We start from the raw sequence: 17,469 nt of genomic DNA, 5'->3' as shown, positions 1-17,469 counted from the left end.
CCAGATCAGGCGGGCTGGTGGCCCGGCCCGAAGAGCCGGGAGAGGATCTCGACCGCCACGAGGCCGGCCGAGAGCACGGCGGCCCCGGCGACCTCGGGGGTGATGCCGGCGATCACCAGCTTCACCACCGCCCACAGCACCACGACGAAGATCGTGATGCGGATGAACGGCTGGACCCACGGGACGCAGCAGCTCCGCCGCGGCACCACGACCTCGGGCAGCTGGACGATCATCTGAAGACAGGCGCGCAACGGCGCCGGGACGTGCTCCATGGACTACTCCAGGACGTTGATCTTGCGATGCTCGGATAGGGACCTCGAGAGCGGAGACCATCGACCGTCGCCCCGGGAGTACCCGCGGCGCTGGCATCGGCCGAACTGCAGGTCGTGCCGCCCTCATCAGGCAGCTTGACAGACAAGAGGCACTCCTGTCGCGGCCTCGCTGTTGTTTTCGGCGCCGCCGCTCGGAGGCACGATGGACGGGTTGAACGCTGCGCCGACCGGTCCTCAGGCGGCCCAGGCCAGAGATCCCGTCCCCGTGGGACACGGCTCCCCGACGATCTTCCGGGCTCGTGATGTCCGTGGTTGCCAGCATCGTCGGGATCGGGCGGCCCGACGCTCCCCGCGGTGGCGGCGGCGAGGGCCGGACCCACCGACGCGGCCGCCGTCGCCATGGTCGGCATGACGGTCTCCACGCGCAGCCCGCTGCCGGTGAACACCCCCGCGACCTCGGGCGAGCAGGCGAGGAGGACATCGTGGCCCCCGACAACGAGCGCCCGGGCGAACGGGAGCATCGCGCGGGCGTGGGAGGGGGAACCGGTCACGGTCGTGAGCACGCGCACACATCCGGAGTGCCCGCGCCGCCCGCCCGGGACCGGGCCCGACGAGCCGTGTGGGTCACCCGCTCAGCGGCGCAGCGCCTGCAGCGTCTCGAGGGTGTCGGCCTCGGACACCGGCTTGTCGTCGCGGTAGCGCACCACCCGCGCGAACCGCAGCGCCACGCCGCCCGGGTAGCGGGTGGAGGTCTGCACCCCGTCGAGCTCGATCTCCACGACGATCTCCGGGCGCAGGTACACGGCCCAGTCGTCACGGTGCGTCTCGTACCGCGGGAACGTCTCGGTCTGCCAGCGCAGCGTCTCGTCGGTCATGCCCTTGAAGGTCTTCCCGACCATGACGAAGCCGTCCGCCGTGCGCGCCCCGAGGTGGATGTTCGACAGCCACCCGCGCCGGCGCCCCGAGCCCCACTCGCAGGCCAGCACCACCAGGTCGAACGTGTGCGCCGGCTTGATCTTCTGCCAGGCCTTCCCGCGGCGCCCCGCGGTGTAGGTCGAGTCGAGGGCCTTGACCATCGAGCCCTCCTGGCCCGCGGCCAGCGCCTCGTCGATCGCCGCGGCCGCCCGCTCGGGGTTGGGTCGCACCACCGAGGGGATCACCCGGTCCCCGACCACCTCCGCGAGCTCCCGACGACGGACCTCCAGCGGCTCGTCGACCAGGTCGCGGCCGTCGCGGTGCAGACAGTCGAAGAACCACGGCTGCATCGCGCCGGAGCCGAGACCCTTCATCGAGTCCTGGAACGGCCGGGGCCGACCGTCCTCGGCGACGGCCAGGGTCTCGCCGTCGAGCACCACCGAGTCGGCCGGCAGGGCGCGGGTGAGCGCGACGATCTCCGGGACGGCGTCGGTGATGTCGTGCAGGGTGCGCGACCACACCCGCACCTCGTCGCCGCGGCGGTGGACCTGGATGCGGGCGCCGTCGAGCTTGTGCTCCACGACAATCTCCGTGCCCAGGTCGGCGAGCGTCGCCTCCAGCGAGTCGCCGGGGGAGGCGAGCATCGGGCGCACGGGGCGCATCACCTCGAGGCCCACCGCGGTCAGGGCGGCCACCGGGTCGTCGGACGTCAGCGCCGTGCGGGCCGTCTCCGGCAGCTGCCCGGAGAACATGAAGGCCCGCCGCAGGACGTCGGTGGGCACCTCGGCAGCCGTCGCCACGGCCTCGACCATGAGGCCCTCGAGCGCGCCCTGGCGCAGCTCCCCGCCGAGCAGGCGGACCAGGAACCGGGCCTCGTCCGCGGTGGCCGCCCCGAGCAGGGCGCCGAGCTCCTCCGAGCGGCGCGCCCCCACCCCGGTGCCCGAGCCGGCCATCGCCGCCAGCCGCTCCAGGGACGCCTCGACGTCGACGACGGCCAGCGACGGCTCCGTCGCGGGCTCGGCCTCCAGCCCGGAGAGGGTGCGCCACCCGATGCCGGTCCGCCCCTGGAGCATGAACCCGGCCAGCCACGCCGTGACCGGCGCGACCTCGTCGGGGCCCGCGTCGGCCAGGACCGCGGCGAGCGCCGCGGTCTTGGCCTTGCGCGAGCGGGTCGCCCCGACCTCCGCAGAGGTCTCGACGACCCGCGAGAACAACATCGTCCGGCTCCTGCCCCCGTCGGTCCGCTCGCCCTAGGAGTCCACCCGCGTCATGGCGAGCACGTCGAGCGCGGAGTCGAGCTGCTCCTGGGTGAGCTTGCCGTCGGCGACGTAGCCGTCGGCCTCGATCACCTCGCGGATCGTCTTCCGCTCCTTCATCGCCTTCTTGGCGATCTTCGCCGCCTCCTCGTAGCCGATGAGGCGGTTGAGCGGGGTGACGATCGCCGACGACGACTCCGCGTACCGGCGGCAGGCCTCCTCGTTCGCCTCCGTGCCCTCGAGCACGCGGTCGGCGAGCAGGCGGGCGGCGTTGGCGAGCAGGCGGGCCGACTCGAGGACGTTGCGCGCCATCACCGGCATCATGACGTTGAGCTCGAGGTTGCCCTGGGTGCCGGAGAAGGCGACCGTCGCGTCGTTGCCGATGACCTGGGCGCAGACCATCATCGTGGCCTCGCAGATCACCGGGTTGACCTTGCCCGGCATGATCGAGCTGCCCGGCTGCAGGTCGGGGATGTGGATCTCGGCGAGGCCGGCCGCCGGGCCCGACGACATCCAGCGGACGTCGTTGGCGATCTTGTAGAGGCTGACGGCGACCGTGCGCAGCGCGCCGGAGATCTCGACGAGCCCGTCGCGGGCGCCCTGGGCCTCGATGTGGTCGCGGGCCTCGGTGAGCTCGGGGATGCCGGTGGACTGGCGCAGCTGCTCGACGACCTGGCCGCCGAAGCCCTCCGGGGTGTTGATTCCGGTGCCTACCGCGGTGCCGCCGATCGGCAGCTCGCCGAGGCGGGGGAGCGTGGAGCGCAGCCGCTCGGTGGCGTGGCTGCACTGGGTGGCCCAGCCGCCCGCCTCCTGGCCGAGGGTGATCGGCACCGCGTCCATGAGGTGGGTACGGCCGGCCTTCACGACGTGCTTCCAGTCCTGGGCCCGGCGGTTGAGCACCGAGGCGAGGTGGTCGATCCCGGGGATCGTGTCGCGGACGACGGCCTCGGTGGCGGCCAGGTGGATCGTCGTCGGGAAGACGTCGTTGCTCGACTGCGAGGCGTTGACGTGGTCGTTCGGGTGGATCTTCTGGCCGCTGGCGCGGCTCGCGAGGGTGGCGATGACCTCGTTGGCGTTCATGTTCGAGCTGGTGCCCGAGCCGGTCTGGAAGACGTCGATGGGGAACTCGCCGTCGTGCGCGCCCGAGGCCACCTCGTCGGCGGCGGCCGCGACCGCGTCGGCGATGTCGGCGTCGAGCACCCCGAGGGACTTGTTGACCCGGGCGCACGCGCCCTTGACCAGGCCGAGCGCACGGATCTGGGCGGGCTCGATCGGCCGGCCCGAGATCGGGAAGTTCTCCACCGCACGCTGCGTCTGCGCCGCGTAGAGCGCCTGCGCCGGCACCTGGACCTCGCCCATGGTGTCGTGCTCGGTCCGGTACTCCTGTGCGCCGTTGCTGCTCATGGTCGTCATTGTGCCCAAGGCCCCCGACACCGTCGTGGGCAGCGCACCTAGACCCAGGGGGTCTCGGAGAGCCCCTCGTCGTCGGAGCCGAAGTCGACCGACGAGTACTCCCGCAGCTTCGAGAGGCTGTGGTAGCCGTCGATGAGGCGCACGGTGCCCGACTTCGAGCGCATCACCAGCGACTGCGTGGTGGCCCCGCCGTGGCGGTAGTGCACGCCGCGCAGCAGGTCGCCGTCGGTGACGCCGGTGGCGCAGAAGAAGATGTTCTCGCCGCGGACCAGGTCGCCGGTGTGCAGCACGCGCTCGAGGTCGTGCCCCGCGGCGATCGCCTTCTCGCGCTCCTGGTCGTCCTTCGGCCAGAGCCGGCCCTGGAACGAGCCGCCGAGGCACGAGATGGCGGACGCCGCGATGATCCCCTCCGGGGTGCCGCCGATGCCCACGAGCAGGTCGACGCCGCTCTCCTGGCGGGCCGCGGCGATGGCGCCCGCGACGTCGCCGTCGGAGATGAAGCGGATGCGCGCGCCCGCGTCGCGGATGTCCTTCACCAGCTGGTCGTGCCGGGGCCGGTCGAGCACGCAGACCGTCACCTCCGGGATGCCGGTCCCCTTGCGCTTGGCGATGGCGCGGAGGTTCTCCTTGACCGGCGCGGTGATGTCGACGACGTCGGCGTAGTCGGCGCCCACGGCGAGCTTCTCCATGTAGAAGACCGCGGACGGGTCGAACATCGCGCCGCGCTCGGCGACGGCGAGGACCGCGAGGGCGTTGGGCATGCCCTTGGCCATGAGGGTGGTGCCGTCGACGGGGTCGACCGCGACGTCGCACTCCGGCCCCTCGCCGTTGCCCACCTCCTCGCCGTTGTAGAGCATCGGCGCCTCGTCCTTCTCGCCCTCGCCGATGACCACCGTGCCGCGCATCGTCACCGAGCCGATGAGCTTGCGCATCGCGTCGACGGCCGCGCCGTCCCCGCCGTTCTTGTCGCCGCGGCCGACGAAGCGTCCGGCGGCCATCGCGGCCGCCTCGGTGACCCGTACGAGCTCGAGGGCGAGGTTGCGGTCCGGGGCCTCGGTGCTACGGCTGACGGAGGTCACCAGGGATCTCCTCCTGCGGCTCGGGAGTGGGTCGTGGGCCGTCATCCTCGCAGACCAGCGTGGTCCGCGGGGGCGGGCGAGCGGCCGGGGGACGTGATCTGCGTACCCCGCCCACGGCCCTGGGACGATGAGGTCATGACCGCCCCGCGCAGTGACCGCACCGGAGGAATCGGCCCGTTCGCCGTCGGGACGCTCGTGCTCGCGGTCGTCGTCCTCGCCCTCACCGGGCTGACCCGCGCCTGCTCGGTCTCGGCGCCCGGCACCATCGACCGGGGCTCGGTCCAGCGGGTCGACGTGGCGAGCGCCGGGTCCGACGCCGCCCGGACCCTGTCCTTCCCGGTGCGCGCCCCGGCGATGCCGGCCGACTGGATCCCGCAGTCGACGGACACCCGCAGCGTGTCGGGCGGGCGGGCCTTCCGGCTCGGGTGGATCACCCCCGACGACGGCTTCGCCCGGCTCGTGCAGTCCGACGCCTCGGCCGAGGGCCTCGTGGCCTCCGAGGACGCCGCCCCCGCGGCGGGACCGCCGGTCAGCGCCGGCGGGCTGACGTGGGCGACCTACCGCGGCGTGCGCGGGGAGGCGGTCTGGGTGACCGACGTGGGCGGGGTGCGCTGGCTCGTGACCGGGAACGCGACCCCGGCCCGCTTCGTCCAGCTCGCCTCGACCGCGCTGCAGTCCCCGGTGGTGCCGCGCACCTGACCGTCAGGTCCGGGGCGGCGGGCCCCAGCCGCCCTCGTCGCGGGTGACGTACTCCCGCTCGGCCCGCTCGTCGGCCCAGGCGGCGGTCGGGTCGGCAGCGGGCGCGGAGCGGGGGAGCGCCCCGGTGCCGTCGCGGGTGACCGCACCCGGGCGGTCGTCGCGGGCCGGGGCGCGCGGCGCCTCGTCGTCGGGAACGTCCTGCCTCCGCGACCGCAGCTCGTCGACGTGCGCGGCCGCCGCGACGCCCTCCCGGGCGAGGGAGTGCACGCTCTCGCGCATCGCGCGGGTGGACGCGGCGCGCAGCTCCGAGGAGAAGACCGGCAACGGGGTGAAGCGGCCGAAGGTGTCGCGCAGGAAGTGGGCGAGCAGCGTCGCCGTGGAGCGCGACCGCCACATCGTCCAGCCGACGTAGAGGTCGGCGCCGTAGGGCTGCACGAGCAGCAGGGCGCGCTCGCTGCGCTGGCGGAACAGCAGCACCGGGACCCCGCCCACCGAGCTCGGCGCGACCTCGGCCGGGGTGCGGCGGGCGCGGGCCGCACGGGTCACCCAGTCGTAGGCGCCCTTCGCGGCCCCGGCGCGGCCCTCGAGCAGGCGGGAGTACTCCGCGATGGGCTCCTTCGCCGGCGCGAAGAACGACGCGACCCCCGCCAGGTAGAGCACGACGACCACGGCGAGCAGCACGTTCATCACCAGCCGCCCGGTGATCGACGGGCTGGAGCTCGCCGCGAGGTAGTCGAGCAGCAGCCAGACCAGCAGCAGGATGCTCGGCGCGACCAGGAACAGCAGCGCGCGGATCAGGTGCGGCGAGACCATCCGCCAGGTGACGACGTCGTCGACGAGGACGTCGGGATCGCGGGAGAGGCGGGTCTCGGCGTGGTAGCCGTCGTGGGCGTCGCGGATCGCGCGTTCCCAGTCGGGGCTGCTCATGGGGTCACAGTGTTCCCGACGAGGCCGTCCCGTCGCCCTCCGCCGTGCGCAGCACCGTCTCAACCCGTTCGCGGGCGCCGGCCAGGTGCCGCTCGCACGTACGGGCCAGGGACTCGCCGCGTTCCCACAGCGCGAGCGAGTCCTCGAGGGACAGGCCCCCGGCCTCGAGCTTCGCGACCACGCGGGCCAGCTCGTCGCGGGCCTGCTCGTAGCCGGGCTCGTCGTCGGTCACGGAGTCTGCCTCCTCGGCGTGGTGGCGGCGTTTGTGACGTCGAGTGTCAGCATGGCCGCAGTGCTGTCACTCCGGGGCCTCCACGCGGGCGGTGACCGCACCGTCGGCGAGCCGCACGCGCAGGACGTCGCCCGGGGCCGCGCCGTCGACCGAGCGCAGGACCGGGGAGCCGACGTCGGGCCCGGCCTGCACGATCGCGTAGCCCCGGGCCAGCGTCGCGGCGGGCCCGAGGGCGGTGAGCGAGGCCCGCAGGTGCCGGACGTCGGACTCGCGCTGCTCCAGGCCCCGGGCGACGGTGCGGCGGCCGCGCTCGGCGAGCACCGCGACCTCCTCGGCGCGGACCTCGACGGTGCGCAGCGGGTCGGCGAGCACGGGCCGCGCCCGCAGCCGGGCGATCAGCGCGTCCTCGCGCTCCACCCAGGCGTGCAGGGCCCGGCGGGCGCGGGTGCGCAGCTGCGCGAGGTGCGCGGTCTCCTCGGCGACGTCGGGGACGAGGCGCTTCGCCGCGTCGGTGGGGGTGGCCGCGCGGACGTCGGCGACGTGGTCGACCAGAGGGGTGTCGGGCTCGTGCCCGATGGCCGAGACGACGGGGGTGCGGCACCGCGCGACGCCGCGGCACAGGGCCTCGTCGGAGAACGGCAGCAGGTCCTCCACGCTGCCCCCGCCGCGGGCGATGACGATGACGTCGACGGCCGGGTCGCGGTCGAGCGCGTCCAGGGCGTCGAGAATCTGCGGGACGGCCTGCACGCCCTGGGTGGCGGTGTTCTCCACCCGGAACCGCACCGCCGGCCACCGGGTGGCCGCGACCGTGACGACGTCGTGCTCCGCGGCGCTCGCCCGGCCCGTGATGAGGCCGACGCAGCGCGGCAGGCGGGGCGGACGGCGCTTGCGGGCCGGGTCGAACAGGCCCTCGGCGGCGAGCAGGGCGCGCAGCCGCTCGATCCGGGCGAGCAGCTCGCCGACGCCGACCGCGCGCACCTCGTCGACCCGCAGCGAGAGCGTGCCGCGGCCGAAGAAGAACGAGAACTTGCCGTGCACGACGACGCGCTGGCCCTCGGTCAGCGCGGCGGAGCGCACGAGCTGGGCCGGCGCGGTCAGCGAGAGCGAGACGTCGGCGGCCGGGTCGCGCAGCGTCAGGAACGCGGTGCCGGTGCGGGCCGTGACCTGGGTCAGCTGCCCCTCGACCCACACCGGGCCCAGCCGGTCGATCCACTTGGAGACCTTCAGCGCGACCGTGCGGACCGGCCAGGGGGCCTCGGCGCTGGTGGACGGGTCGGAGGTCATCCTCGAGCTCCTCGGCGCCGCGTCTCCGTGCGGGTCACGTCTCCGCGGTGAGCGTGGCGATGCGGTTGGTCAGCATCGTCACGAAGGCGGGCCGGTCGGCGTGCGACGACTCCCACGCGAGCAGCTCGGTGAGCTGGTCGACCGAGAGGGTGCGCAGCCGGGCGCGCAGCTGCGCGGTGGTCATCGACGCGTACCCGGGCAGGGCCTCGGGCGCCTCGGGGATCTCGTCGGCCGGCGCGGGCACGGCGACGGGCCGGGCGTGCCCGTTGGTGGCCGGGCGCGGGAGGGCCGGGGTGTCGGAGGAGTCGTCGTCGAAGCGGGCCCAGGACGGCGCGTCCTCGACCGGGCGACCACCCTCGAGCGCGGTGTCGCCCTTGATGGCGAGCTCGGTGACGACCTGCTGGGCGCGCATCGACAGCTGCAGGACCTGGCTGACGGCGGTGATCGGCAGACCCACGATCGTGCGGGGGAGGGCCTGCACCTCCTCGACCGCGGTGACGACCAGGCCGGCGGCGACGCGCACCGGGAACGGGAGGGAACTCATGTCCCCACCCTGCCAGGGCCCGGGCGCCCACGCCGAATCGCCACCGCGAGTGTGCCCAGGGCCGCTCCGCCACCGGCTCGCGCCAGGGCCTGCGGCCCGTACCGTGGAGGTATGTCCGTCTCCCCGGGACCCGTCTCCGACCGCCGCAAGGTCCTCCTCGCGAAGCCGCGTGGGTACTGCGCCGGGGTCGACCGCGCCGTCGTCGCCGTCGAGAAGGCCCTCGAGACCTACGGGCCTCCCGTGTACGTGCGGAAGGAGATCGTCCACAACCGCCACGTCGTGACCACGCTCGCCTCGCGCGGCGCCGTCTTCGTCGACGAGACCGACGAGGTGCCCGAGGGCGCCACCGTCGTGTTCTCCGCCCACGGCGTCTCGCCGGCCGTGCACGCCGAGGCCGCCGTCCGCCAGCTCAAGACGATCGACGCGACCTGCCCGCTCGTGACCAAGGTCCACCAGGAGGCGAAGCGCTTCGCCCGCGAGGACTACGACATCCTGCTGATCGGGCACGAGGGCCACGAGGAGGTCGAGGGCACCTCCGGCGAGGCGCCCGAGAACATCCAGGTGGTCGACGGGCCCGAGTCGGTCGCCGACGTCGAGGTGCGCGACCCCGAGAAGGTCATCTGGCTCTCGCAGACCACGCTGTCGGTCGACGAGACCATGCAGACGGTGTCCGCGCTGCGCGAGCGCTTCCCCTCGCTGGCCGACCCGCCCTCCGACGACATCTGCTACGCCACCCAGAACCGCCAGGTCGCGGTGAAGGCCATGGCCCCGCAGTGCGACCTGGTCGTGGTGGTGGGCTCGCAGAACTCGTCGAACTCGGTCCGGCTGGTCGAGGTCGCGCTGCAGGCCGGCGCCCGGGACTCGCACCTGGTCGACCACGCGGGCGAGATCGACGAGGCCTGGCTCGAGGGCGTCGAGACCGTCGGCGTCACCAGCGGCGCCTCGGTGCCGGAGATCCTCGTCGGGGACGTCCTGCACTGGCTGGCCGACCGCGGCTACGCCGAGGTCGAGGAGATCACCACTGCCAACGAGAAGCTGACCTTCTCGCTGCCGCGGGAGCTCAAGCGCGACATGGCGCCCGGCGCGGTGCGCTAGCCACCGTCACCGGCGCGGGCCCTCGGGCGGGTGGTCCCGCACCGGGTGGACCCCCGGTGGCGGCCGGCCCGGGCCGCGGCGCTCCTCCCGGAGCCGCTCCTCGCGCATGCGGTCCTCGCGACTGCGCTGGTCGCGGTCGGGCGGCGGCACGGGCCGGGGCGGGAGGTCGTCGCGCGGCGGGCGTGGCGGCAGGTCGTCACGCCCGGCGCCCTTGAGCGGGGACCGGCGGGCCGGGGGCTGCGCCGGGTCGGGCGCGGCGCGACCGATGCGGTCGCGGTCGTCCTCGGCGCGGGCGCGCTTCTCGCGGGCCCGCTCCTCCTTCTCGCGCGCCCGGGCCTCCTTCTCACGGGCGCGGGCCTCCCTCGCCCGGACCCGGTCGCCCTTGGTGCTCGGCCGGTCGGGATCCCGCCCGGGCCGGTTGGGCCGGTCGCGGTCGGGCCGCTCGGGTCGGTCGGGGCGCTCTGGCCGGTCAGATCGGTCGGCCCGGATGCGCTCGGTCTTGCGGCGGTCGGGCGGGGGCTCGTCGCGGTCGGACCGCTCCCGCCGCGCACGCTCGCGCTCGGTCAGCTCCCGCTCGCGGCGCTCCCGTTCGATGCGGTCGCGCTCCGCCCGCTCGCGGTCCCGCTCGGCGCGCGCCCGCTCCTGCACGCGGCGCCGCTCGCGCTCCGCCTGCTCGCCCTCGCGGGCCGGGTCGGGCGTCGCCGGCTCGCGGCGGGCCGAGCTGGGCGACGGGCCGGAGCGCACCGGCTCGCGGCGGGTCTCGGCGCGCGCGGAGCGGTAGGGCTGGGCCCGCATCCGCACGACGCCGATCAGCACGCAGACGGCCGTGGTGATCGCCATGGCGGGGAAGCCGTTGATCAGGGGAGCGCCCACCGCGAGCGCCGTGGACACCAGGCCGCCCGACGTGGGCAGGCTCCCCGTCGCCGCGACCGCCACCGGGACCGACACGGCGAGCAGCAGCGGCGGCTGCACCATCGGGACGAAGAGGTCGCGACGCTGGGCCAGCAGGGCCGCGAGGATGCAGCCGGCCGGGTAGGCCGCGAGGAAGACGAACCCGAGGCTGCCCGCGCGCACCACGTCGGCCGCGACCCCGCCTGCGGTGAGCAGGAGGGCGAGAACCAGGACCGCCCACCAGCGCAACCCCCGCACGCCCGGGAACGCGGACGCCTCCCCGACCTCGGCGGGACCCGACGCCGCCGCCGCGTCGTCCCGCGTGGTGGTCACACGATCACGGTAGCGGGCGTGGCCGGGTGACCTCGGCCCCCTCGCGTGCCCGGGCCCGCGGGCAGGGGTGACGTCGCCCGGTCGACGTATCCCGGGGTCAGCCCGTCAGCCGCCGCACCTCCCCGTCGTCGTCGGCCCAGCGGTCGCCGTCGAACCCGTCGCGGTCGTCGGACGGGGCGTCGCCGCCCGACCCGTCCCCGACCAGTTCCGGGGCCCCGGGCACCCGCGCCCGCCGGTCGACCTGCTCCACCTCGTCGATCGACGACCGCGTGACCGACAGCTCGGAGAACCGCCGCGCCGTGACCAGGACCCGCGACTCGAGCGACCCGACCGTCTCGTTGTAGGCCCGCACCCCCGCGTCGAGCGAACGCCCGAGCTTGCCGAGGTGCCCGCCGAGCGTGGCCAGCCGGGCGTGCAGCTCCCGCCCGAGCGCGTGGATCTCCGCGGCATCACGAGCGAGCGACTCCTGCCGCCATGCGTACGCGACCGTGCGCAGCAGGGCGATCAGCGTGGTGGGGGTGGCGACCACGACGTCGGCGCCGAAGGCGTGCTCGAGCAGCCCCGGGTCGGCCTCGAGCGCGGCGGAGAGGAACACCTCGCCGGGCACGAACATCACCGTGAACTCCGGCGTCGTCTCGAAGCTGCGCCAGTAGGCCTTGCCCGAGAGCTGGTCGACGTGGGCGCGCAGCTGCCGGGCGTGCGCGCCCGCCCGCTCGCGCCGCACGGTGTCGTCGGGGGCCTCCAGCGACTGCAGGTAGGCCTCGCACGGCACCTTCGCGTCGACCACCACCTGCTTGCCGCCCGCGAGGTGCACCACGAGGTCGGGCCGCTGGCCGCTGCCCTCCGCCCCGGCCGTGGACTGCCGGGTGAAGTCGCAGTGCTCCACCATCCCCGCGAGGTGCACGACCCGCTCGAGCTGCATCTCGCCCCACCGGCCCCGCACGTGCGGCGTGCGCAGCGCCGTGGTGAGCGCCCGGGTCTCCCCGGCCACGCCGCGCGCGGACTCCGCGACCGCCCCGACCTGCTCGCGCAGCCCCGCGAACGCGGCCTCCCGCTCGGTCTCCGCGCTGCGCAGCTGGCCCTCGAGGCGGGCGAGCGTGGACGCGACCGGGTCGAGCAGCGAGGACACGGCCCGGGCACGGACCGCCGCGTCCTCCCGGGCCGACGCCGTCATCGTCCCCGCGACCTCCCGCATCCGGGACTCAGCCAGCCGCGTGAACGCCTCCGAGTTCGCCGCCAGGGCGTCGGCCGACAGCGCCGCGAACGACTCCCGGACCGCCGCGTCGCGCCGGGCCTCGTGCGTCTCCCGGGCCGCGGCGGCCCGGAGCTCGGCGACCAGCTCGGCGCGGGCCGCCGACGCGGCCGCCCCGGCCCGCCGCGTCGCCTCGGCGACCGCCGCCTCCTGACGCGCCGCGGCGAACCGGCTCGCCACCAGCGCGCCGCCGAGCCCGCCCAGGAGCGCCCCGAGCATCAGCCCCAGCAGCACGCCCTCGCCGGTGATCGTCATGCCCGGGACGCTGGCACAGGGGTCCGACAGTCACGCCTCGACGCGCGCGGGGGCCGCCTCCTCCGGCTCGACCAGCGGGGTGGCCCACGCGGCCTCGGCGTCGCGCAGCCGGTCCTTGAGCTCGAGCCCCCAGCGGTACCCGCCGCCCGAGCCGTCGCCGCGGCGCACGCGGTGGTCGGGCACGAAGAGGCCGATCGCGTTGCGCCGGCACGCGTCCCCGGCCGTCCGCGGGGCCTGCGGACGTCCCGCCCGGGCCGCGAGCTCCGCGTAGCTGATCCAGGTACCCGCGGGGATCTCCCGCATCCGCGCCCACAGCTCCTGGATGCCGGCGCCGCCGTACTGGCGGACCGGCACCGTCGCGGCCGGCCCCGGGTCGCCCTCGAGCCAGGCGAGCACGGCGGCCGTCGCCGGCCCGAGGTCGTCGCGCTCGACGATCTCGTCGGGCACCAGCGTGGGGTGGACGAGGGGCAGCACCTCGCCGTCGGGGTCGGCCGTCCAACCGGCGGCGAGGACCACGCCCTCGGCGTCAGCGACGGTGGTGAACGGGCCGAAGGGGGTGTCCAGGGTGGACCGTGAGCCGGTCATGCGAGCCTCCGCGGGCATCGTCGGGAAGAAGCCTTCACCCCCTTCGACGCACGCCCGCCCGCTCCGGATCCATGGAATTCGCCCGTCGCTCCGCTCACCCGGGTCCGGTCCCTAGACTGGACCGTCGTGAGCTTGACCCTCGGCATCGTCGGACTGCCCAACGTCGGTAAATCGACGATGTTCAACGCCCTGACCAACAACGACGTCCTCGCCGCGAACTACCCGTTCGCCACGATCGAGCCGAACGTCGGTGTCGTCCCGCTGCGCGATCCACGTCTGGACCGGCTCGCGGAGATGTTCTCCTCGGAGAAGGTCGTGCCGGCCACGGTGTCCTTCGTCGACATCGCCGGCATCGTCGCGGGCGCCTCGGAGGGCGCCGGCCTCGGCAACAAGTTCCTCGCGAACATCCGCGAGGCCGACGCGATCTGCCAGGTCGTGCGCGTGTTCACCGACGACGACGTGGTGCACGTCGACGGCCGGGTCGACGCGGCCGCCGACATCGAGACGATCGCGACCGAGCTCGTCCTCGCCGACCTGCAGACCGTCGACCGGGCGGTGCCGCGCCTCGAGAAGGAGTCGCGGATGCAGAAGGACCGCCGGGCGGTGCTCGAGGAGGTCCAGAAGGCCGCGGAGGTGCTCAACGAGGGCCGCACCCTGTTCTCCGCCGGCATGAACTCGCCCGCCCTGCGCGAGCTCAACCTGCTGACGGTCAAGCCGTTCCTCTACGTCTTCAACGCCGACGAGGGCATCCTCACCGACGACGCGAGGCGCAAGGAGCTCGCCGAGCTCGTCGCCCCCGCCGAGGCGGTGTTCCTCGACGCGAAGGTCGAGCAGGAGCTGCTGGAGATCGACGACGAATCGGCCGCCGAGCTGCTCGAGTCGATCGGCCAGACCGAGCCGGGCCTCGACGCCCTCGCCCGCGCCGGGTTCCGCACGCTGGGCCTGCAGACCTACCTGACGGCGGGCCCCAAGGAGTCGCGGGCCTGGACGATCCCGGCGGGCGCCACGGCCCCCGAGGCGGCCGGCGTCATCCACACCGACTTCCAGCGCGGGTTCATCAAGGCCGAGATCGTCTCCTACGACGACCTCGTCGCGGCCGGGTCGATGAATGCGGCGAAGAACGCCGGCAAGGTCCGCATGGAGGGCAAGGACTACGTCATGCACGACGGCGACGTGGTCGAGTTCCGCTTCAACGTCTAGCCGGGGTGCGTCGGTAGATTCCGGCGGGTGACCTTCCAGATCGTCGACCAGGCCGCCCTCCCCACGGGGCGGGGGCCGCACCCGGCCGCGAGCCCGTTCGAGAAGCGGGTGGGGGAGGAGCTCGGGCTCACGGCCTTCGGGCTGTACCAGATCGAGCTGCCCGCCGGCGAGGAGACCGTCCCGCACGACCACCGGGACGACGGCGCCGAGGACGCCTACGCCATCGTGAGCGGCCACGGGTGGCTGGTCGTCGACGGCGGGGAGACGCCCGTGGAGCCGGGGCAGTACATGGCCGTGACGGTCGAGTCGTCCCGGTACCTGCGCGCCGGGGCCGACGGACTGGTCTTCATCGCGGTCTGCGCGACGCCGCCGGCGGCCTGACGTCCCGCGCAGCGCGCCGGGCCCGGCGTGGCGCGCGCGGCGGGGCAGACTCCCGCGGCATGACGAAGTTCCGGGTCCACCTGATGACCGACCTGACGCGCCTCGACGAGGACGGGCTCGCCGATCTCCTCGAGCGTCTCGTCGAGGTGGGCGGGGTGCCCACCGTCCCGTTCGGCGTCCTCGAGGTCACCGGCAGCACGAAGGCCGAGGACGCGCGCGCGGCGGTCGCCGAGGTGGGCCGGGTGCTCGAGCGCGCCCTGCAGGCGATGAACCGCCCGTGCCGCGTGATCGGGGTGCAGGCGGGCGAGGTCGGCCCGTACGGCTCGTAGCCGGTCGGGTCACCGGCCGGTGAGGTGCGCGGCCAGGTACGGGCCGGTGACGCTCGCCGGGTCCCGCGCGACCTCGTCGGGCCTGCCCTGCGCGACGATCCGGCCGCCGTCGGGACCGCCGACCGGACCCATGTCGACGACGAGGTCCGCGGCGGACAGGATGTCCAGGTCATGGTCGATGACGACGACCGTCGCCCCCGCCGCGAGCAGGCGGTCGAGGACCTCGACGAGGGTGCGGACGTTCAGCGGGTGCAGCCCCGTCGACGGCTCGTCGAAGACGTACAGGACCCCCTTCTGGCTGCTGCGCAGCCGCGACGCGATCCGCAGGCGCTGGGCCTCGCCGCCCGAGAGCGGCGGCGTGGCCTCGCCGAGCCGGAGGTAGCCGAGCCCCACGTCGTCGACGGGCTGCAGCGGGCGCGCGACTCCCGGCCACCCGGCCAGTGCCGTGAGCGCGTCGTGCACCGTGAGGGTCAGGACGTCGGCGATCGTCATGCCGTCGACGGTGACCTCGAGGATCTCGGGGGCGTACCGCGAGCCTTGGCAGCGCGGGCAGGTCTCCCGGATGTCGGGCAGGTACTGCACGTCCAGGTCGAGGTACCCGAGCCCGAGGCACACGGGGCACTGCCCCGCGACGGTGTTGTAGGAGAAGTGCCCCGCCCGGTACCCCCGTTCCCGGGCCTCCGGCGTGTCCGCGAACCGCCGGCGGAGGGCGTCCATGGCGCCGGAGTAGGTCGCGGGGGTCGACCGGGCGTTGGACCCGATGGGCGTCGCGTCGATCTCGGCGAGCGAGCGGATGCCGGGGGCGTCCAGCCGCCGGACGTGGGCGGGCAGGTCCCCGCCGGCCAGCTGCGCGGTCAGGGCCGGGACGAGGCTGTCGAACACGAGCGCGCTCTTCCCGGCCCCGGACGGCCCGGCGAACGCGGTGAGCGCCCCGACCGGCACCTCCACCCGGAGATCGCGCAGGTTGAACAGCCCGTCGACCTCGAGGGCGATGGCGGGGCCGTCGACCCGGCGCGCCGCACGGTCGACGGTGCGCTCGCCGTCGAGGAAGGGGCCGATGATCGACGTGGGGTGGCGACGCAGCTCGTCGGGCGTGCCCTGGGCGACCACCTGTCCGCCACCCGCCCCGGCGCCCGGTCCCAGTTCGACGACCCAGTCGGCCTCGGCGATCACGTCGACGTCGTGCTCGACCATGACCACCGAGTTCCCGCCGTCGACGAGGGCGTGGATCGTCTCCACGAGCCCGCCGACGTTGCTCGGGTGCAGGCCGACGGACGGCTCGTCCAGGACGTACAGCATCCCGGTGGTGTTGCTCCGGACCGTCGACGTCAGCTCGAGTCGTTGACGCTCGCCCGTCGACAACGTGTCGCCGGCGCGATCGAGCCCCAGGTAGCCGAGACCGAGCCGGACGAGCGGTTCGAGCAGGCGCCCCACCTCACGCGAGAGCGTCTCGGCCGGGCGGCGCAGGTCGTCGGGGGCGTTCCCGACGAAGCCGTCGGCGAAGTCCTGCAGCGCGCTCAGCGAGAGCGCGGAGATCTCGGCGAGGTCCAGCCCGTCGAGCCGGCTCGTCAGCGCCTCCGGCCGCAGCCGGGACCCGTGACACACGCTGCACGTCTCCCACCGCAGGAAGCGCTTCTGCCGCTCCCGGGTGGTCGCGTTGTCCGACCGGGCGGCGCGCCCGACGGCGGCGATCGCGTTCTCGTAGTTGACGTCGAGCGTGACGGGGCGGGGCCCGTCCTCGCCGAGCGTGACCCGGCGCTTGACCGGCTCGCCGTGGAGCACCACGTCGCGCTCGTCGGCCGTGAGGTCGCGCCACGGGACGTCCAGGCGGACGCCGAGCTGACCGGCGGCGTAGCGCGACAGGCGCATCCCGCCGCTGTTCCACGGCAGGACGGCGCCGCCCTCGATGGTGCGGTCGTGGTCGGGGACCAGGCTCTCGACGTCGATCTCGAACCGCTGCCCCACCCCGTCGCACGCGGGGCACGCGCCGCCGGAGTTGAAGGCGAACGACTCGGCGCCCGGCGTCGCGAACACGGCCCCGCAGGTGGGGCAGGTCGTCGTCATGGAGAACGAGTGCGTGCCCGGCGGCACCATGTGCCCGTTCGGGCAGCGGTGCTCGCCCAGGCGGGACACGGCCAGGCGCAGCGCGTTCAGGACCGAGCTCATCGTCCCCACCGTGCTGCGGGGGCCGGGCACCGGAGGCCGTTGCCGCAGCGCCAGTGCCGCCGGCAGGTGGGCGATGCCGTCGACGTCGGGTCGCTGCGCCTGGCTGAGCCGCCGGCGGCTGAACGTCGACAGGCCCTCGAGGAAGCGCTGCATGCCCTCGGCGAAGAGCGTGCCCATCGCGAGCGAGCTCTTGCCCGACCCGGACAGGCCCGTCACGACGACGAGGCGGTTCAGCGGGATGTCGACGTCCAGGCCCCGCAGGTTGTTGTGGCGGACGCCGCGGACCTCGATCGCGGTGGGGGGTGCGGAGCGGGGGCGCGGCACGGCGTCTCCTCGGGTTCGGCGCGTCGGTCGAGGTGCG

The 17,469-nt window shown here is 74.7% G+C and carries 17 protein-coding genes; 5 read left to right on the top strand and 12 right to left on the bottom strand.

Annotated features, from left to right (window positions below):
- Window positions 1-5 precede the first annotated feature (5 nt).
- From ACFPBZ_RS08045 to glpX, 4 genes are all read right to left on the bottom strand, one after another.
- A complete protein-coding gene (locus tag ACFPBZ_RS08045) occupies window positions 6-272 on the bottom strand; it encodes a hypothetical protein (RefSeq protein ID WP_378035500.1) in 267 nt (88 codons plus the stop codon).
- Window positions 273-904: 632 nt separating this feature from the next.
- The gene (locus ACFPBZ_RS08040; protein ID WP_378035499.1) at window positions 905-2,404 is read right to left on the bottom strand and encodes an ATP-dependent DNA ligase; all 1,500 of its coding nucleotides are present in this window, start codon (window positions 2,402-2,404) and stop codon (window positions 905-907) included.
- A gap of 33 nt (window positions 2,405-2,437) precedes the next feature.
- The gene (locus tag ACFPBZ_RS08035; RefSeq protein WP_378035498.1) at window positions 2,438-3,847 is read right to left on the bottom strand and encodes a class II fumarate hydratase; all 1,410 of its coding nucleotides are present in this window, start codon (window positions 3,845-3,847) and stop codon (window positions 2,438-2,440) included.
- 47 nt (window positions 3,848-3,894) lie between these two features.
- Window positions 3,895-4,980: a class II fructose-bisphosphatase gene (glpX, locus tag ACFPBZ_RS08030; protein ID WP_378035497.1), complete on the bottom strand. Its 1,086-nt coding sequence runs from the start codon at window positions 4,978-4,980 to the stop codon at window positions 3,895-3,897.
- Between the two features lie 90 nt (window positions 4,981-5,070).
- Here glpX and ACFPBZ_RS08025 point away from each other — a divergent pair, with 90 nt between their 5' ends.
- Window positions 5,071-5,634 (top strand): DUF4245 domain-containing protein, encoded by a 564-nt coding sequence (locus tag ACFPBZ_RS08025; protein ID WP_378035496.1) that lies wholly within the window; start codon window positions 5,071-5,073, stop codon window positions 5,632-5,634.
- A 3-nt stretch (window positions 5,635-5,637) separates the two neighbouring features.
- Here ACFPBZ_RS08025 and ACFPBZ_RS08020 read toward each other — a convergent pair whose 3' ends face one another.
- The 4 genes from ACFPBZ_RS08020 to ACFPBZ_RS08005 form a co-directional block, all read right to left on the bottom strand.
- Window positions 5,638-6,561 (bottom strand): hypothetical protein, encoded by a 924-nt coding sequence (locus ACFPBZ_RS08020; protein WP_378035495.1) that lies wholly within the window; start codon window positions 6,559-6,561, stop codon window positions 5,638-5,640.
- A 4-nt stretch (window positions 6,562-6,565) separates the two neighbouring features.
- A complete protein-coding gene (locus tag ACFPBZ_RS08015; RefSeq protein ID WP_378035494.1) occupies window positions 6,566-6,793 on the bottom strand; it encodes an exodeoxyribonuclease VII small subunit in 228 nt (75 codons plus the stop codon).
- A 66-nt stretch (window positions 6,794-6,859) separates the two neighbouring features.
- Entirely contained in the window at window positions 6,860-8,077 is a 1,218-nt protein-coding gene (xseA, locus tag ACFPBZ_RS08010; RefSeq protein WP_378035493.1) for an exodeoxyribonuclease VII large subunit, read from the bottom strand.
- Between the two features lie 34 nt (window positions 8,078-8,111).
- On the bottom strand, window positions 8,112-8,621 hold the full coding sequence (locus ACFPBZ_RS08005; RefSeq protein ID WP_378035492.1) for a lipid droplet-associated protein: 510 nt from the start codon (window positions 8,619-8,621) through the stop codon (window positions 8,112-8,114).
- A gap of 111 nt (window positions 8,622-8,732) precedes the next feature.
- On the opposite strand from ACFPBZ_RS08005, the gene ACFPBZ_RS08000 reads away from it, so the two are divergent.
- A complete protein-coding gene (locus ACFPBZ_RS08000) occupies window positions 8,733-9,716 on the top strand; it encodes a 4-hydroxy-3-methylbut-2-enyl diphosphate reductase (RefSeq protein ID WP_378035491.1) in 984 nt (327 codons plus the stop codon).
- A 6-nt stretch (window positions 9,717-9,722) separates the two neighbouring features.
- On the opposite strand, the gene ACFPBZ_RS07995 is transcribed toward ACFPBZ_RS08000, so the two are convergent.
- The 3 genes from ACFPBZ_RS07995 to ACFPBZ_RS07985 all read right to left on the bottom strand — a co-directional run bounded on the left by ACFPBZ_RS07995 (window position 9,723) and on the right by ACFPBZ_RS07985 (window position 13,032).
- Entirely contained in the window at window positions 9,723-10,940 is a 1,218-nt protein-coding gene (locus tag ACFPBZ_RS07995) for a DUF6542 domain-containing protein (protein WP_378035490.1), read from the bottom strand.
- A 97-nt stretch (window positions 10,941-11,037) separates the two neighbouring features.
- Window positions 11,038-12,447 (bottom strand): DNA recombination protein RmuC, encoded by a 1,410-nt coding sequence (locus ACFPBZ_RS07990; protein ID WP_378035489.1) that lies wholly within the window; start codon window positions 12,445-12,447, stop codon window positions 11,038-11,040.
- Between the two features lie 30 nt (window positions 12,448-12,477).
- Window positions 12,478-13,032, bottom strand: coding sequence for a methylated-DNA--[protein]-cysteine S-methyltransferase (locus ACFPBZ_RS07985; RefSeq protein WP_378035488.1), 555 nt, complete (start codon window positions 13,030-13,032; stop codon window positions 12,478-12,480).
- Between the two features lie 126 nt (window positions 13,033-13,158).
- Here ACFPBZ_RS07985 and ychF point away from each other — a divergent pair, with 126 nt between their 5' ends.
- From ychF to ACFPBZ_RS07970, 3 genes are read left to right on the top strand one after another with little or no spacing between them, the layout of a single operon-like run.
- Window positions 13,159-14,232, top strand: a complete 1,074-nt coding sequence (gene ychF / locus ACFPBZ_RS07980) for a redox-regulated ATPase YchF (protein ID WP_378035487.1) — start codon at window positions 13,159-13,161, stop codon at window positions 14,230-14,232.
- A 27-nt stretch (window positions 14,233-14,259) separates the two neighbouring features.
- The gene (locus ACFPBZ_RS07975; protein ID WP_378035486.1) at window positions 14,260-14,613 is read left to right on the top strand and encodes a cupin domain-containing protein; all 354 of its coding nucleotides are present in this window, start codon (window positions 14,260-14,262) and stop codon (window positions 14,611-14,613) included.
- A 59-nt stretch (window positions 14,614-14,672) separates the two neighbouring features.
- Window positions 14,673-14,942: a hypothetical protein gene (locus tag ACFPBZ_RS07970; protein ID WP_378035485.1), complete on the top strand. Its 270-nt coding sequence runs from the start codon at window positions 14,673-14,675 to the stop codon at window positions 14,940-14,942.
- Window positions 14,943-14,951: 9 nt separating this feature from the next.
- Here the strand turns inward: ACFPBZ_RS07970 and ACFPBZ_RS07965 are convergent, their stop codons facing one another.
- Window positions 14,952-17,432, bottom strand: coding sequence for an excinuclease ABC subunit UvrA (locus tag ACFPBZ_RS07965; RefSeq protein WP_378035484.1), 2,481 nt, complete (start codon window positions 17,430-17,432; stop codon window positions 14,952-14,954).
- Between the last annotated feature and the right edge of the window lie 37 nt (window positions 17,433-17,469).

The sequence above is a fragment of the Actinomycetospora atypica genome, assembly GCF_042653685.1.
Classification (GTDB): domain Bacteria; phylum Actinomycetota; class Actinomycetes; order Mycobacteriales; family Pseudonocardiaceae; genus Actinomycetospora; species Actinomycetospora atypica.
The sequence above is the reverse complement of the archived record's forward strand: the minus strand, read 5'-3'. Positions and strand labels throughout refer to the sequence as shown.